The 15,919-nt window shown below is 74.9% G+C and carries 14 protein-coding genes; 6 read left to right on the plus strand and 8 right to left on the minus strand.

The window, feature by feature from the left end; all coding sequences use genetic code 11:
- Positions 1 to 7: 7 nt before the first annotated feature.
- From AC6CH6_RS15675 to AC6CH6_RS15685, 3 genes are all read right to left on the minus strand, one after another.
- On the minus strand, positions 8 to 1,243 hold the full coding sequence (locus tag AC6CH6_RS15675; protein ID WP_498255818.1) for an FG-GAP repeat domain-containing protein: 1,236 nt from the start codon (positions 1,241 to 1,243) through the stop codon (positions 8 to 10).
- A 279-nt stretch (positions 1,244 to 1,522) separates the two neighbouring features.
- A complete protein-coding gene (locus AC6CH6_RS15680; RefSeq protein WP_017834706.1) occupies positions 1,523 to 1,756 on the minus strand; it encodes a hypothetical protein in 234 nt (77 codons plus the stop codon).
- A gap of 126 nt (positions 1,757 to 1,882) precedes the next feature.
- A complete protein-coding gene (locus AC6CH6_RS15685) occupies positions 1,883 to 3,868 on the minus strand; it encodes a serine hydrolase domain-containing protein (RefSeq protein WP_498255819.1) in 1,986 nt (661 codons plus the stop codon).
- A gap of 227 nt (positions 3,869 to 4,095) precedes the next feature.
- Between AC6CH6_RS15685 and AC6CH6_RS15690 the strand changes: the two genes are divergently transcribed.
- Positions 4,096 to 4,857, plus strand: a complete 762-nt coding sequence (locus AC6CH6_RS15690) for a DUF6544 family protein (RefSeq protein ID WP_498255820.1) — start codon at positions 4,096 to 4,098, stop codon at positions 4,855 to 4,857.
- 58 nt (positions 4,858 to 4,915) lie between these two features.
- Here the strand turns inward: AC6CH6_RS15690 and AC6CH6_RS15695 are convergent, their stop codons facing one another.
- Together AC6CH6_RS15695 and AC6CH6_RS15700 are read right to left on the minus strand one after the other, a co-directional pair.
- Entirely contained in the window at positions 4,916 to 6,538 is a 1,623-nt protein-coding gene (locus AC6CH6_RS15695) for a DUF4389 domain-containing protein (protein WP_498255821.1), read from the minus strand.
- A 168-nt stretch (positions 6,539 to 6,706) separates the two neighbouring features.
- A complete protein-coding gene (locus tag AC6CH6_RS15700; protein ID WP_498255822.1) occupies positions 6,707 to 7,705 on the minus strand; it encodes a zinc-dependent alcohol dehydrogenase family protein in 999 nt (332 codons plus the stop codon).
- A gap of 291 nt (positions 7,706 to 7,996) precedes the next feature.
- Between AC6CH6_RS15700 and AC6CH6_RS15705 the strand changes: the two genes are divergently transcribed.
- Complete coding sequence (locus tag AC6CH6_RS15705) at positions 7,997 to 8,860, plus strand: VOC family protein (protein ID WP_498255823.1); 864 nt, start codon at positions 7,997 to 7,999, stop codon at positions 8,858 to 8,860.
- A 75-nt stretch (positions 8,861 to 8,935) separates the two neighbouring features.
- On the opposite strand, the gene AC6CH6_RS15710 is transcribed toward AC6CH6_RS15705, so the two are convergent.
- The gene (locus AC6CH6_RS15710; RefSeq protein WP_133411055.1) at positions 8,936 to 9,193 is read right to left on the minus strand and encodes a DUF6480 family protein; all 258 of its coding nucleotides are present in this window, start codon (positions 9,191 to 9,193) and stop codon (positions 8,936 to 8,938) included.
- A 288-nt stretch (positions 9,194 to 9,481) separates the two neighbouring features.
- Between AC6CH6_RS15710 and AC6CH6_RS15715 the strand changes: the two genes are divergently transcribed.
- From AC6CH6_RS15715 to AC6CH6_RS15730, 4 genes are all read left to right on the plus strand, one after another.
- Positions 9,482 to 11,176 carry an ABC transporter substrate-binding protein gene (locus AC6CH6_RS15715; protein ID WP_498255824.1) on the plus strand — a complete coding sequence of 565 codons (1,695 nt, stop codon included), beginning with the start codon at positions 9,482 to 9,484 and terminating at the stop codon, positions 11,174 to 11,176.
- A 101-nt stretch (positions 11,177 to 11,277) separates the two neighbouring features.
- Positions 11,278 to 12,282 (plus strand): ABC transporter permease, encoded by a 1,005-nt coding sequence (locus AC6CH6_RS15720; protein WP_368797333.1) that lies wholly within the window; start codon positions 11,278 to 11,280, stop codon positions 12,280 to 12,282.
- On the plus strand, positions 12,279 to 13,241 hold the full coding sequence (locus AC6CH6_RS15725) for an ABC transporter permease (protein WP_017834715.1): 963 nt from the start codon (positions 12,279 to 12,281) through the stop codon (positions 13,239 to 13,241). Before AC6CH6_RS15720 ends, AC6CH6_RS15725 begins: the two co-directional genes overlap by 4 nt.
- Positions 13,242 to 13,254: 13 nt before the next feature.
- On the plus strand, positions 13,255 to 15,018 hold the full coding sequence (locus AC6CH6_RS15730) for a dipeptide ABC transporter ATP-binding protein (RefSeq protein ID WP_498255825.1): 1,764 nt from the start codon (positions 13,255 to 13,257) through the stop codon (positions 15,016 to 15,018).
- A gap of 69 nt (positions 15,019 to 15,087) precedes the next feature.
- Here AC6CH6_RS15730 and AC6CH6_RS15735 read toward each other — a convergent pair whose 3' ends face one another.
- Entirely contained in the window at positions 15,088 to 15,459 is a 372-nt protein-coding gene (locus AC6CH6_RS15735) for a fluoride efflux transporter FluC (protein ID WP_031283686.1), read from the minus strand.
- Positions 15,456 to 15,866 carry a fluoride efflux transporter FluC gene (locus tag AC6CH6_RS15740; protein WP_498255826.1) on the minus strand — a complete coding sequence of 137 codons (411 nt, stop codon included), beginning with the start codon at positions 15,864 to 15,866 and terminating at the stop codon, positions 15,456 to 15,458. The genes AC6CH6_RS15735 and AC6CH6_RS15740 overlap by 4 nt, the downstream gene beginning before the upstream one ends.
- Positions 15,867 to 15,919 lie beyond the last annotated feature (53 nt).

Here is a 15,919-nt window from a genome sequence, read left to right on the forward strand (position 1 = left end):
CCCGCGCTCAGGACAGGCCCACGTAGGTGGCCGAGTACCCGAAGCCGACGACGTCGTCGCGGCCGTCGCCGTCGACGTCCCCGAGCAGGCGCGGGAACCGTGCCGGGTCCCAGCCGGCCGCCCAGCCGAAGGAGCTGGACGTCAGCTCGGGCCCGGTCAGGAAGTCGTCGTCCCCGTAGGCCACGAGCACACCCGCATTGCCGAAGCCGACCACGTCCAGGATCCCGTCGCCGTTGATGTCCGCGAGGTCCCGGGGGTGCCGGTCGGTGCGCCAGCCCTGCGCGGCGCCGAAGTCGGCGAGCTCGAGCGAGACCGGCTGGTACCTGGGCTCGCCGGGGGCGGAGGGCCGGGAGTAGGCGGCGAGGACCCCGCGGTGGCCGAAGCCGACCACGTCCGGGGGAAGGTGACCGCTGACGTTGCCGACGACCCGGGGGTGCTGGTCGACGCGCCAGCCCTGGGCGTAGCCGAAGTCGCGGATCTCCAGGGCGGGCTGGGTGAACGTGTCCCCGAGCGCCGAGAAGTAGGAGACGTACGTGCCGGCGTCGCCGAAGCCCACGATGTCGGCCGTCCCGTTGCCGTCCATGTCGGCGAGCATCCGGGGGTTCTTGTCGATCCGCCACCCGCGGTCCCAGCCGTAGCTGTCGATCCGCTTGCCGGTGCCGTCGAAGGTGCGGTCCGCCCGGCCGTGGGAGATGGTCACGCCGGAGTACCCGAAGCCGACGATGTCCGCCGTCCCGTTCCCGGAGAGGTCGGCCAGTTCGCGGACGTGCTGGTCGACCCGCCAGCCCTGGTTCCAGCCGAAGTCGCGGACCTCGAGCTGCGGCGCGGTGAAGCTGCCGTCGGGCTGCGCGTAGGAGACGATCACGCCGGCGTCGCCGAAGCCGACGAGGTCGTCCCGGCCGTCGCCGTCGACGTCGGCGACCGTGCGCGGGTGCCGGTCGGTGCGCCAGCCCTGCGCGGTGCCGAAGTCGCGGACCTTCAGCACCGGCGCGGCGAACGTGCCGTTGGCCTGGCCCTGGGCGACGAAGACGCCGGGGTCGCCGAAGGCCACGACGTCGGCGCGGCCGTCCCCGTTGACGTCGGCGAGCTCGCGCACGTGCTGGCCGACCCGCCAGCCGTCGACGTAGGAGAGGAACCCCTGGGTGGACACGGCGTGGGCCGGTCCGGCGAGAGCGATGCCGGTGGTGGCCAGCGCCGCCGCGGAGAGCCCGGTGAGCAGCCGGGCCGTCGGTGAGCGTTTCATGGTGGAACCTCCAGGTTCCGAGGAGCGGAGAACTCGGTCCGGATCGCCGGACGGCGGGTGGGACGCCGGTCGGCCCCCACCGCCCGGCGATCGGCCGTGCGCTCGGCCGGGGTCCCGGGACCGTGGGTCCACCGGTGACCGCCCTCTGCCGAGCGGACGGAACTGCTGGTGGGACCAGTCTAGATCCGTGCGTATGCGATCGCTAAGTGTTCTCCGCGCCGTGCTGAATCGTTATCCCGGATCCGTGACCTGGGGCCCGGGTCCCCGTCCCGGGGCCGCTCAGCGGCGGATGCCGCGCCGGAAGTACAGGACCGGGCCCACGAAGTTGACGGCGATGATCGCGGCCCACTTCCCCTTGCCGCCGTTGACCTCCGCCGCGGGCCGCAGGGCGAGGTCCGCCCAGGCGGTGGCCGCCAGCGAGACCTGCACGGACGCCAGCGTCAGCAGCGCGGTCCGCTGCCCCGGCGTGAGGTCCTTCCACCGGGTGCTCCTCCTGGTGCCGATGCGCGTCATGGTCGTCCTCCCGGTGCTCGGGGACTCGGGGTCCCGGCGGCCGCTCCGCGGGCGGCCCGTGGCACTCATGCTGGTGCGGGCGCCGCCGGCAGTCAACGCCTGACCGGCACGCGGGCCCGGCGCCGGTCAGACGCTGAGGTCGGGCCACAGGACGCGGAACGCCACCGCCCAGCCGGCGACCCAGGCCAGGGACAGGGTCAGCAGCGCCGCCCCGGCCACGGCGACCACCCCGGCGCGGCGCCGCAGCGTGCCGGCCAGGTGCCACGCGGCGGGCACCACGCCGAGGACCCCCAGCAGCAGGACCGCCTGCCCGAGGCGGGTGAGGGGCCGCACCAGGGACAGGTCCGGCTGGACGCTCGCGGCGAACAGCACGAGTCCCGCCAGCACGGCCGCCGGGGCGGCGTAGGCCAGCCGCCGCACGCGCCGGGGGCGGACGCCGGTGTCCGCCGGGCCCCACCGCCGGCGCCGCCGCAGGCGGTTCACCGGCCAGGCGACCAGCGTCACGACGAGGACCAGCAGCGCCGCCAGCAGCAGCAGGTGGGGCACGAAGAGCCCGTGCCAGGCGCTCACCCTGCCCTCGGTGCGGTAGGCGACCAGCGCGACGTCCCGGACCCCGTCCCCGTCGGCCCGCGCCGCGAGGGTGGCCGTGCCCCCGGGCTCCCGCCACAGCCACGGCTCGGCCTCGCGCATCGTGGTGGGGGGAGCCCCGAGGGACGCGACGCGGATCGTCCCGTCCGGACCGGCGGTCACCGTGGTGATCGCGAGCGCCCCCACCAGCGCCGCGGCGCTCGACGCCGCCCGGCGTTCACCGCGGTAGTGGCCGGCCACGGCGGCGGCCCGCTCCGCGGCACCGGGCGGGAGCGCCGGCGCCGCCCGCTCGGGCGGGGCGACGTACCGGCGGGCGAACTGCTCGACCAGCTGCTGCCGCAGCACCGCGGTGCTGAGCGCGCGCACCCCGTTGCCGTTGAGGGAGACGAACAGGCCCGCGTCCGCGCCGGGGAACAGGGCCAGCTCGCTGTGGAACAGGCCGGTGTCGCCGCCGTGGGAGAGCACCCGCTCCCCGCGCACCTCGTGGCCCCGGAAGCCCAGGGTCATCTGCTCCGCGGCGCCGAGCCCGCCGAGGGACGCGGGCGGCAGCGCCGGGGCGTGCATGGCCGCCAGCGCCTCGGGGCCCAGGACGCCGTCGGGGCCGTGGCCCAGGTGCAGGTTCAGGAACGCGGCCATGTCCTGCGCGGTGCTGCTCACGGATCCGGCGGGCGGGACGGAGATGTGCTCGAACGGCCCGGGCTCGGCCCCCGGCGCCGGGAAACCGCCGGCCATCCGCTCGGACAGCTCCGGCGGGAGCGGCTGCTCGGCGGTGCTGGAGGTCATGCCCAGCGGGTCGAGGACCTCGCGGCGCACGTACTCCTCGAACGGGACGCCGGTGACCTGCTGGACGACGTAGCCGGCCAGGGCCAGGCCGTAGTTCGAGTACGCGGGGGTGGTGCCCGGCGCGAAGAGCTGCTGCGGCGGGTCCTCGGCCAGCTCGGTGCGCAGGTCGCGGACCTTCCCGGCGTCCGCGGTGATGAGGTGGTCCACGCGCTCCTCGAAGCCGGCGGTGTGGCTCAGCAGGTGCCGCAGCGTCACCGTCCCGAGGGGGAGCTCGAGCGGGAAGTCGAGGTGCTCGCGGACGTCGCCGTCCAGGTCCAGGGCGCCGCGCTCCACCTGCTGCAGCACGGCGGTGGCCGTGAAGAGCTTGGACACCGAGCCGATCCGGAACAGGTGGTGCCCGGGGTCCACGGGGGTGGCGCCCGGCACGGACCGGGGACGGTCCGCCGCGCCGAAGCCGCGCAGCGTGACGACCTCGCCGCCGGAGACGACCGCCACCGTCGCCCCCGGGAGCTGTTCGGCGTCCAGGAGGGCGGGGACCAGGCCGTCGAGCCACGTGTCGACGTCCTCGGTGCTCAGCTCCCGCACGGCCTGCCCCGCGCGCTCCTGCGCGGCGGCGGGAGGCGCCGCCGCCGGGTGCGCGAGCAGCAGCAGCGCCGCGAGGACCAGCACGAGCACCGCCCGGGGGCCCCCCGGGGCGGCCACGCGGAACGACGACGGTGCCGGGAGCCGGTGCACGCGCATGGGGCCATCCTGCTCCACCGCCGGGTCCCGTGTCCGAGTGTGACCGAGGATTCCGGGCGTCGGCGGGCTCCGGCGCCCGCCGCAGGACCGGCACCGGGGCGGCGGTCTAGCCTGGGAGGCATGACCCGGTCCCGGACCTTGTCGCCGTCTGCTCCCGTCCCCGTCCCCGTCCCCGTGCGGGGGCCGGGCGCCCGAGCGGCCGCCGCCGTGCCGCTCGGGGTCCGGCCGTGACCGGGCGGCTGCCGCGCGGTGCCCGCCGGCACTGGGCGGACCTGGAGCGCCCGGGCCACCCGGTGCCGCCCCCGGTGGACACCGCGGCGTTCGCCGGCCTGCCCGAGCCCGCGCGCCGCTGGCTGGAGCACGCCGTGCCGCCCGGCACCCCGGCGTGGGTCTCGGCGGAGCTGTCGATGCGCGGCGAGATCCGGCTCGGCGGCGCGTGGCGCGCCTTCTCCGCCCGGCAGCTCATCACCCCCGGGATCGGCTTCGTCTGGGCCGCCCGCACCCGGGTCCTCGGCCTGCCGGTCGCGGGCTACGACCGGTACGGGCCCGGCGGGGGCGAGCTGCGGTGGCGGCTGCTGGGCCTCGTGCCCGTGCTGTCCGCCGCGGGCCCGGACATCACGCGCAGCGCCGCCGGGCGGCTCGCCGGCGAGGGGGTCCTCGTCCCGCCGGCCTGCCCGGGCGCCACCTGGTCCGCGGGGACCGCCCCGGACACCGCCGTCATGACCTGGGTCCTCGACGGGGAGCGCGAGGACGCCCTGCTCCGGGTCGCCCCGGACGGCCGGCTCCGGGAGCTGAGCATGCAGCGGTGGGGCGACCCCGACGGCACCGGGTACGGCCGCCACCCCTTCGGGGTCGCGTTCTCGGAGGAGGCCGATTTCGCCGGCGTGCGCATGGCCACCGTCCTGCGCGTCGGCTGGGCCTGGGGCACCGACCGGCAGGCCGAGGGCGAGTTCTTCCGGGCGCGGATCGAGGACGTCCGGTTCCGCTGAGCGGCCCTCCCGGCACGGGACTCCCCGAACGGCACGACCGGCCCGGGAGGCCGTCCGGTCAGCGGGCCGGTCCCTGGTCGACCGGTCCGTCCCCGGGCCAGTCGTTCGGCCGGTCTCCGGGCCGGTCCTGCGGTCGGTCGTGCGGTCGGTCGTGCGGCCGGTCGTGTGCCGGGGAGGACCAGGGCACCGGCGCCGCCGCGGGGGACGGGGGCTCGACCGGCCCCTGGTCGAGCCGGAACGGCGGGTACTCGTCCCGCAGGAGCAGCACGTAGGCGAGGACCCGGTTGACCCAGCGGTTGATGCCCACGACCAGCGCGAACAGCCCGGGACGGTACCGGCCCGTGAAGAGCAGGACCACGGCGGCCACCAGCACCAGCAGCCCGAGCAGGGACGGTCCCCAGCTGGTGGTCGTCGTTCCGTCGTCGCCGCTGCGGGTGGTGCTCCACGTGCCGCCGCCCGTGAGCACCCCCACGATCAGCAGGTGCGGGATCGCCAGGAGCCACCACTTCACGAGCACGAGACCGCGGGAGAGCCGCTCCGGGTAGGCGACCTCCAGCTGCGCCGGATGGTCCGCACGGGCCAGGGTGAAGGGCGGGTACCGGTCGGTGCCCAGGGCCGAGTAGGAGTAGAACGCCACCCGCCAGCTCCACCGCAGGACCCCCACGCTGAAGGAGAACCACGAGGGCGGGTACCGGCCCGTGAACAGGATGGCGAACCCGGCGGCGACCGTGGTGACCACCAGGGCGAACCACAGCACGGCCAGCACGATCAGGTGCGGGATCACCAGCAGCCACTTGACCAGCCACAGCCACCGGGACAGCCCCGCGTCGAGGAAGCCCGTCAGGCGCACGGGCGAGACCGGCGGCGGGGTCCGGTCCCGTCCCGGGTCCTCGGCGAGGGCCGCGCCCGGGCCCGTGCCGCGCGGCGGGGTGCGCGGGTCGATGTCCCGGCCGAGTCCGGCGGCGCCGACCAGCAGCAGCGGGAGGCCCACGACCAGCCCGGCCAGCCCGCCGACCAGCTGGCCGCCGGCCAGGGGGCCCAGGAGGTCGGAGCGCGCTCCGAGCTGCAGGTCCGCCCAGACCGGCCGGGTGGCGTCGGGGTTCATCACCACGAGCGTCCAGCTGCCCGAGCGCAGGTCCAGGGTCAGCTCCCGGGTGCCGGGGCCCTGGTCCGAGTCGGCCCAGAAGGTCTGGTTCCCGGGCCGGTCGGGCACCCGCTCGCCGGGCACGCGGGCCCGGGTGTCGTCCCCGGACTCCGTGGCACGGCCGAGCTCGGCGTGGGCGACGCCGTCGAGGTACCGGTCGACGTCGGCGGTCTCGGCCACGCCCACGAAGATGTCCTGCTGCGGGTCGGCCGCCGTCACGCGCACCTGCACCCTGCCGAGCTGGTCGAGGAAGGGCACGGGGGAGAGCTGGGCGTCGCCGACGTCGAGCACGGCGGGCGGGCCCACCAGGGCGTAGGTGATGGTCTGGTGCCGGTCCGGGGGCGCGGTGAGGAAGCGCCCGTCCTGCTGGGCCGCGGCCGCGCCGGCGAGGACCAGACCGCTCACGAGCGCCGCCAGGCCCAGGGCGGTCAGCAGGGTGCCCAGGACCAGCAGCACCCACTGCCCGGGTCTGGTGCGGCGCGGGGCGTCCTGCCGGTCGGCCGGACGGGGCGGGCGGGAGGCGGGGTGCTCGTTCACGGGAGCTCCTGAGGAGTCGGGCGGTGGCCGGAGCCCGGTGCGGGGCGTCGGCGGGATGTCGGCGGGTGGTCTCTTCGATGCGCTTGCCCGGGTCCGCTGCCCCGAGTGCGGTCCCTGCGGTGCCGTGCGGTTCCGTCCGGGCCGGGACCGGGGCGTGGGGGCCGGGGCTCACCCGCGCAGGACGGCGGCCCCCGTGATCCGGTCCGCGGCCAGGTCGGCGAGGGCCCGGTCCGCGGCGCGCAGGGGGTAGGGGACGGTGGTGGGGCGCAGCCCCAGCCGGGCGGCCAGCCGCAGGAACTCCTCGCCGTCCTGCCGGGTGTTGGCGGTCACGCTGCGCAGCTGCCGCTCCTGGAAGAGCTCCGCGGCGTAGTCGAGGGCAGGGACGTCGCTGAGGTGGATCCCGGCGACGGCCAGGGTGCCGCCCCGGTCCAGGGCGCGCAGCGCCGGGGGGACGAGGGTGCCCACGGGGGCGAAGAGGATCGCCGCGTCCAGCGGCACCGGGGGAGGCTCGTCGGCCTCCCCCACGAAGGCGGCGCCCAGGTCGCGGGCCAGCTCGCGCGCCGCCTCCGAGCGGGTCATGACGTGGACCTCCGCGCCCTGGTGCAGGGCCACCTGGGCGGCGAGGTGGGCGGACGCCCCGAAGCCGTAGATGCCCAGCCGGCCGCCGGGCGGCAGCCGGGCCCGGCGCAGCGCCCGGTAGCCGATGATCCCGGCGCACAGCAGGGGGGCCGCGTGCTCGTCGTCGAACTCCTCGGGCAGGCGGTAGGCGAAGGACTCCGGGGCCAGGGTGAGCTCCGCGTAGCCGCCGTCCTGGTCCCACCCGGTGAAGCGCGGGGCGGTGCAGAGGTTCTCCCGGCCGCGGCGGCAGAACCGGCAGCGGCCGCAGGTGTGCCGCAACCAGGCGACGCCCACGCGCTCGCCCTTCCGGAACCGGGCGCAGCCGGGGCCCGCACCCACCACCTCGCCGACGATCTCGTGGCCCGGGATCACCCCCGCCCGGTGCAGGGGGAGGTCGCCCTCCACGAGGTGCAGGTCCGTGCGGCACACCCCGCAGGCCCGCACCCGGAGGAGCAGCTCCCCGGGCCCCGGCACGGGGTCGGGGCACTGCCCGAAGCGCATCGGCCCGCCGGCCGCGGGACCGGGCTCATCGATCCACCACGCACGCATGCTGTCCTCGTCGATCCCCCGGCGGGAGGGCTCCGGCCGCGGCCGTGACCCCTGTCCTGGCTCCGAGTCTAGGAACGGATCGGGGGCGCCGTCAGGAAACGAGGAATGTTAATGCCCGGCCCCGGGGTCCGGAGCCCCGGGCCGGGCGGGCCGCCCCCGCTTCTCGGCGGGAGGTGTTCCCAATCGGGACGCGGGGGACGAGCATGGGGGGACGAAGGACCGCGCGGGTGCGGCCCGCGTCGCAGGCACCCGGGCTGAACCCGATCCGGCGCGCGACGAGAGGACTCAGGGATGACCGAGCGCATCGACCGATGGCCCACGGGAGCTCCGTGCTGGGCGGACATCATGGTCTCGGACCTGGACCGTTCCATGGACTTCTACGCGAGCGTGCTCGGGTGGCGGTTCACGCCCTCGGACCCGGAGTACGGCGGCTACTGCAACGCCCTGGTGGACGGCCAGCCGGTGGCGGGGATGTCCCCCGCGCTGCCCGAGATGGAGGACGACCCGCACGCGTGGGCGGTCTACCTCGCGTCCGACGACATCGTGGCCACGGGCAGGGCCGCGGTGGCGGCCGGTGCCCGGCAGCTGTTCGAGCCGATGGCTGTGGGCAGCTTCGGCACCATGGGCGTGTGGATCGACCCCACGGGGGCGGCCTTCGGGGTGTGGCAGCCGCAGGAGCACACCGGGTTCAGCATCGTCGGCAAGCACGGGACCGTGGCCTGGTGCGATCTCCTGACCACCGACCAGGCGGCCGCCGAGCGGTTCTACGCCGAGGTCTTCGGCTACACGTACCAGGACATCGGGACGCGGCACGAGGCGTACGCCGTGTTCACGGTCCCGGGCATGGACCGTTCGGCCGGCGGCATCGGCGTGGCCGCCGAGGACGTCGACCACCTGCAGGAAGCGCCGCCGCTGTGGTGGGTCTGCTTCGAGGTCGACGACGCCGACACCGCCGCCGAGCGGGTCGTCGCCGCGGGGGGCGCGCTGATCCAGGAGCCGGAGGAGTTCGGCTACGGGGAGCTGGTGTTCGCCGCCGGCCCGGACGGCGAGCGCTTCGCCATGATGGGCCCGTCCTCGGAGGACTGGACGGAGGAGGACGACGAGGACGCCGGCCAGGACGACGACGGCGCCGACGGGGACGCCGGCCGGCCGTGAGCACAACCCCTGCCTGCTCCGGCCGGCTGCGGGCCGGGGCGTGGGGCGGCGGCCCGGTGCCTCAGGGCAGCTGCCTCAGAACATCCCCACGACGGCGCCGACGAACCACAGCACCACGAACAGCGCCACGAGGCCGATGATGACGGCCAGCGCGAGCTTCCCCTTCGAGGAGTCGCCGGGCCGGTCGACGTCGAGCTCGTGGTTGGTGGGGCCCACGCCCGAGCCGGCGTCGGGAGGGGTGTCGCCCTCGATGCTCAGGCCGGACTCCTCGTTCAGGGCGTCACCGGCCTTCTTCGGGTCGTTGCGTGCCTGCTCGGGATTGATCTCGGCCACGGGGTCCTGCTCTCTTCCGGTGGGACGTGCTGGGACGGGTGCTCCCAGCAGAATAGCAAGCTTGCTGGTGAAACGGTGGGGGGTGCCGGGGCGCTCCGGGAGCGGACGAACCGGTGTGCGCGATCGGAAACATGCCCGCCACGCGGGCATGAGATGACTTGAGTGCAACTCGTGGTATCACTTGTACCGTGTGGTACCCGTCACACGCCTGCCGGCCGTCCGGGGACCCGCGTCCCCGCTCCGCCACCCGGAGCCGGTCCTGCCGCTCGCCCCTCGAGGAGTCCGTTCATGTCCACGCCATTCCGTCCGGGGCGCGCCCGCCGCCCCCTCGCCGTCACCTCCCTGGCCGCCGTGGCCGCCCTCGTCCTCACCGGCTGCCTCTCCTCGGACCGCGAGGAGGGGGGAGCCGGCGCCACCCAGGCCGCCGGCGGCGGCGACGTCGACGGCACGTTCGTCTTCGCGGCGTCGTCCGACCCCAAGACGCTCGACCCGGCGTTCGCGCAGGACGGGGAGTCCTTCCGCGTCTCCCGCCAGATCTTCGAGGGTCTCGTGGGCGTGCAGGAGGGCTCGGCGGACCCCGAGCCCCTGCTCGCCGAGTCGTGGGAGCAGTCCGAGGACGGCCGGACCTACACGTTCCAGCTCCGGGAGGGCGTCACCTTCCACGACGGCACGGCGTTCGACGCCGAGGCCGTCTGCGCGAACTTCGAGCGCTGGTACAACTTCGAGGGCCTCCTGCAGTCCGAGAACATGGCCTACTACTACGGCTCGCTGTTCAAGGGCTTCGCGGACGCCCCCGAGGACGCCATCTACTCCGGCTGCGAGGCCACGGGGGAGCGGGAGGCCGAGGTGACCCTGAACAAGCCGTTCGCCGGTTTCATCGCCGCCCTGTCCCTGCCGGCGTTCGCCATGCAGTCCCCCACGGCCCTCGAGGAGTACGGCGCGGACACCGCCGGCGGCACGGAGGAGTCCCCGGAGCTCTCCGAGTACGCCCAGGGCCACCCGGTGGGCACCGGACCGTTCCGGTTCGACTCCTGGGACGTGGGCAACCAGGTGGTCCTGGCCGCCCACGACGACTACTGGGGCGAGCAGGGCCAGGTCACCGACGTGATCTTCCGGATCATCGACGACCCCCAGGCCCGCCGCCAGGCGCTCGAGTCCGGCAGCGTGGACGGCTACGACCTGGTGGCCCCGGCCGACACCCAGGCCCTGACGGACGCCGGCTACAACGTGGTCACCCGCGACCCGTTCACGATCCTGTACCTCGGCTTCAACCAGGCGCAGGAGGAGCTCGCGGACGTCGACGTCCGCCGCGCCATCGCGCACGCCATCGACAAGGAGGCCCTGGTCTCCCAGACGCTGCCCGAGGGCACCACGGTGGCCTCCCAGTTCATCCCGGAGTCCGTCAACGGCTACAACGAGGACGTCACCGAGTACGAGTACGACCCCGAGCGGGCCCGCGAGCTGCTCGCGGAGGCCGGCTACGCCGACGGCCTGGAGCTGGACTTCAGCTACCCGACCGGCGTCTCCCGCCCCTACATGCCGAACCCCGAGCAGACGTTCACCACGCTCACCGCGCAGCTGGAGGAGGTGGGCATCACCGTGAACCCGCAGCCGGACAAGTGGTCCCCGGACTACCTCGACCGCATCAACGGCACCCCGGACCACGACCTGCACCTGCTCGGCTGGACCGGCGACTACAACGACACCGACAACTTCGTGGGCGTGTTCTTCGGCCGGGAGAAGCCCGAGTTCGGCTTCGAGGACCCCGAGCTGTTCCGGGCGCTGGCCGAGGCCCGCGAGCTGACCAGCGTCGAGGAGCAGACGCCGGTCTACGAGGACATCAACGAGCAGATCATGCAGCTGCTGCCGGCGGTGCCCCTGGCCAACCCGGCGCCGTCGCTGGCCTTCGACCCCCGGGTGGAGTCCTACCCGGTGAGCCCGGTCAACGACGAGGTCTTCAACAGGATCGAGCTCAGCGAGTGAGCCCGGGTCCGGGGCGGCGCAGCGCGCGCCGCCCCGGACCGCCCCCCCGCCGTCCTCCCGGCGGTCCTCCCCTCTGCCCCTCTCCGTCCGGAAGGACCGGAATGCTCCGCGTCATCGGCAAGCGGCTCGCCCTGCTCGTCCCCACCCTCCTCGGCCTGTCGGTCCTGCTCTTCGCGTGGGTCCGCGCCCTGCCCGGCGGGCCGGCCACCGCCCTGCTGGGGGACAAGGCCACCCCCGAGGCCGTGGCCCGCATCAACGAGGTCTACGGCTTCGACCGTCCCCTGCTCGAGCAGTACGTCGTCTACACGGGTCAGCTGCTCCGGGGGGACTTCGGCGCCTCCATCGTGACCGGCCGGCCCGTGGTCGAGGAGTTCCTCACCCGCTTCCCCGCCACCCTGGAGCTCGCGCTCGTGGCGCTGGTCTTCGCCGTGGGCATCGGGGTCCCGCTCGGCTACGTGGCCGCCCGCCACCGCGGCAGGCTCCTGGACCACTCCTCGGTGGTGCTGTCCCTGCTGGGCGTCACCGTCCCCGTGTTCTTCCTGGCGTTCATCCTCAAGTGGCTGCTCGCGATCCAGGTCCCGCTCTTCCCGGCGGACGGACGGCAGGACCCGCGCATCGACGCGACGCACCACACCAACTTCTTCGTCCTCGACGGCGTCCTCACGGGCGAGTGGGACGCGGCGTGGGACGCGCTCCTGCACCTGGTCCTGCCGGGCGTGGCCCTGGGCACGATCCCGCTGGCGATCATCGTGCGCATCACCCGCGCCTCGGTGCTGGAGGTCCAGAGCGCGGACTACGTGCGCACCGCCCGCGCCAAGGGCCTGACGCGCGGTCTGATCCGCGGCCGCTACATCCTGCGCAACGCCATGCTCCCCGTGGTCACCACCATCGGCCTGCAGACCGGCCTGCTGATCTCCGGGGCCGTGCTCACCGAGACCGTCTTCGCGTTCAACGGCATCGGCCGGTTCCTGCGGGACGCGATCTTCACCCTCGACTACCCCGTGCTGCAGGGCTTCATCATCTTCATCGCCCTGGCCTACTCCCTGATCAACCTGCTGGTGGACATCTCCTACAGCCTCATCGACCCCCGGGTGCGTGTCCAGTGAGCGCCACACTTCCCCCCGCCCCCTCAGGCCCCTCGCACACCGAGGGCCCCGAGGCCGTCACGACCACCCCGGGCACCACCGCGGCGGTCGGCACGAGCCTGTGGAAGGACGCCTTCCGCCGGCTGCGCCGCAATCCCGCGGCCATCGCCGGGGCCGTGATCGTCGGCGTCTTCCTGCTCGTGGCCCTCCTGGCCCCGTGGCTCGCCCCGTTCGGCGGCGAGGAGCTGCCCGGGCGCACCGAGATCACCCCCACCACCATCCCCGGCCCCGGCGAGGTCGAGGGCTACCCGCTGGGCCTGGACCGCTTCGGCGGGGACCTGCTGTCCAAGCTGATCTGGGGGGCCCGCGCCTCCCTGGTGATCGGCGTGGTCTCCACCGCCCTGGGCCTGGTCGGCGGGATGGTCCTCGGCCTGCTGGCCGGCGGCCTCGGCGGCTGGGTGGACAGCGTGATCATGCGCTTCGTGGACATCCTGCTCTCCGTGCCCAACCTGCTGCTGGCGGTGTCCATCGCCGCGATCATGGGGCAGAGCCAGTGGGCGGTGATGATCGCGATCGGCGCCTCCCAGGTGCCCATCTTCGCCCGTCTGCTGCGCTCCTCGATGCTGTCCCAGCGGGGCGCCGACTACATCCTCGCCGCCCAGACCCTGGGCCTGTCCCGCCGCACCATCACCATGAGCCACCTGCTGCCCAACAGCACCGGGCCGGTCATCGTCCAGGGCACCCTGACGCTGGCCACCGCGGTGATCGACGCGGCCGCCCTGTCCTTCCTGGGCCTGGGCGGCGGCGTGCCGCAGACGGCGGAGTGGGGCCGCATGCTCACCTACGCCCAGGCCGAGCTGTCGATCGCCCCGCAGCTGGCGTTCCTGCCCGGCCTGTGCATCGCCGTCACCGCCCTGGGCTTCACCCTGCTGGGGGAGTCCCTGCGCGAGTCCCTCGACCCCAAGTCACGAACCGCGTGAGGTGCACCGACCGATGAGACCGGACAACCACGCCCCGGGGGCGGACGCCGCCCCGCTGCTCGAGGTCGAGAACCTCGCCGTGGCCTTCAGCACGATGACCGGACCGGTCCAGGCCGTCCACGAGGCGTCCCTGACCCTGCGCGAGGGCCGGACCCTCGCCATCGTGGGGGAGTCCGGCTCGGGCAAGTCCACCACCGCCATGTCCGTGATCGGGCTGCTGCCCGGCAACGGCCGGGTCACCGGCGGCTCCGTCCGCTTCGCGGGCCAGGAGCTCGTGGGCCTGGACGAGGCGCGGATACGGCGGATCCGCGGCCGGCAGATCGGTCTCGTCCCGCAGGACCCCATGTCCAACCTCAACCCCGTGACCACGGTCGGCCGCCAGGTGGCCGAGACCCTGCTCGTGCACGGCCTGGCCACCCGCCGGGACGTGGACGAGAAGGTCGTGATGGCGCTCGCGGCCGCGGGGCTGCCCGAGCCCGAGCGGCGCGCCCGGCAGTACCCCCACGAGTTCTCCGGGGGCATGCGCCAGCGCGCGCTCATCGCGATCGGGCTCTCCTGCCGGCCGCGGCTGCTCATCGCCGACGAGCCGACGTCCGCCCTCGACGTCACCGTGCAGCGCACCATCCTGGACCAGATCGAGCGGATGACCGAGGAGATCGGCACCTCCGTGCTGCTCATCACCCACGACCTGGGCCTGGCCGCCGAGCGCGCCCAGGACATCGTGGTGATGCACCGCGGGCGGATCGTCGAGGCCGGCCCGTCCGCCCGGGTGCTCGAGGACCCGCAGGACGAGTACACCCGCCGCCTCGTGCAGGCGGCACCCTCGGTGGCCGCGGCCCGGGTGGGCCGGCAGGCCGCCCCGTCGCCGGGCCGGACGGGAGCGGGTGCGACGGCGGCGGCTCCGGCGGCGGCCGGTCCGTCGACCTCGGGCTCGACGGCGGGAGGCGTCCCGGCCCCCGCCACCCAGGAGGCGGCCGGGGCCGCCGGCCGGGAGCCGCTGGTGGTGATCGAGAACCTCACCAAGGTCTTCAAGGGGCGGCTGGGCCAGGCGGACTTCACCGCGGTCCAGGACGTCTCCCTCACGGTGCCCCGCGGCAGGACCGTGGCGATCGTGGGCGAGTCCGGGTCGGGGAAGACGACGACGGCGCGGATGCTGCTGAAGCTCTACGAGCCCACCTCCGGGTCGATCCGCTTCGACGGCCAGGACGTGACGGGACTCCGGGGCAGGCAGCTGGCCGCGTTCCGGCAGCGGGTCCAGCCGATCTTCCAGGACCCGTACTCGTCCCTCAACCCGATGTTCACGATCGGGCGGATCGTCGAGGAGCCGCTGTCCGCCTACGGCCGCGGCACCCGGGCGGAGCGCCAGGACCGGGTGAAGTGGCTGCTCGAGGAGGTCGCCCTGCCGCCCTCGACGGTCAACCGCTACCCCAACGAGCTCTCCGGCGGCCAGCGCCAGCGCGTGGCGATCGCCCGGGCGCTCGCCCTGCAGCCGGAGCTGATCGTGTGCGACGAGCCGGTGTCCGCGCTCGACGTGCTCGTGCAGAAGCAGATCCTGGACCTGCTGGGGCGGCTCCAGGACGAGTTCGGGCTGTCCTACCTGTTCATCTCGCACGACCTCGCGGTGGTCCGGCTGATCTCGGACGAGGTGTGCGTGATGAAGGACGGCCGGCTGGTGGAGGCCGGCGCGAGCGAGGAGATCTTCACCGACCCGCAGCACCCGTACACCCGGCAGCTGCTGGCCTCGATTCCCGGCAACGAGCTGCGCGTGGGGGCCTGAGACCGGCCGGGCGGCCGGTGCGGCGGCTCACCGGTCCCGCCGGGGCGGAGGAGGTCGCGGCGGCCGCGCTCAGCGCAGCGGTGCGGCCGCGGCCAGCCCCGCGAGCACCGCGAGCACGGTCAGCGCGCCGGTGCCCGCAGCGTTGAGCACCGCCCGGAGCGTCCTCCCGTCCCGGACCAGCCGCACGGTGTCGGCCATCGCGGTGGAGAAGGTGGTGTATCCGCCGCAGAAGCCGATCACGGCGACCGACGCCGCGGGCCCGCCCAGCACCCCGGCCAGTGCGGCCCCGGACAGGAGGCCGGCCAGGAACGAGCCGCTCACGTTGACGACCACGGTGCCGGCGGGGAAGGACGTCCCCCACCGCTGCCGCACGGTCCCGTCCACCGCGAACCGGGCCATCGCGCCCAGTCCGCCGAGGAGGCAGATCAGCAGGGCGGTCACGCGCGCCGCCCGCGGGCCGCGAGGACGGTGCCGGCGAGGCACACCAGGAACCCGCAGACCAGCGAGACCGCCACGTAGGCCAGCGCCTGTCCCGCGGCCCCGCCGGTCAGCAGCCGCTCGGTCTCCAGGGCGAGCGAGGAGAACGTCGTGAAGCCGCCCAGCGCCCCGGTGCCCGCGCCGAGGCGCAGCAGCATCCCGCGGGGGGTCTCCGCGCCGCGCCGCAGGAGGGCCTCCAGGAGCACCCCCAGCAGGAACGCCCCGAGCAGGTTCGCCGTCAGGGTGGCCAGGGGCCAGCCGGCCACCGTCGGCACCAGCTCGGTGAGGCTGTAGCGGGCGCCGGTGCCCAGCGCCCCGCCGGCTCCCACGGCGAGGACCAGCATCAGGCGCCGGTGCGGCGGTCGGCTCATGGGGTGCTCCTCGGGGCGGGCTCCCCGGGGGGAGCGGTCGGCGGGCTCGATCC

This window comes from Kocuria sp. GQ42 (genome assembly GCF_059758435.1).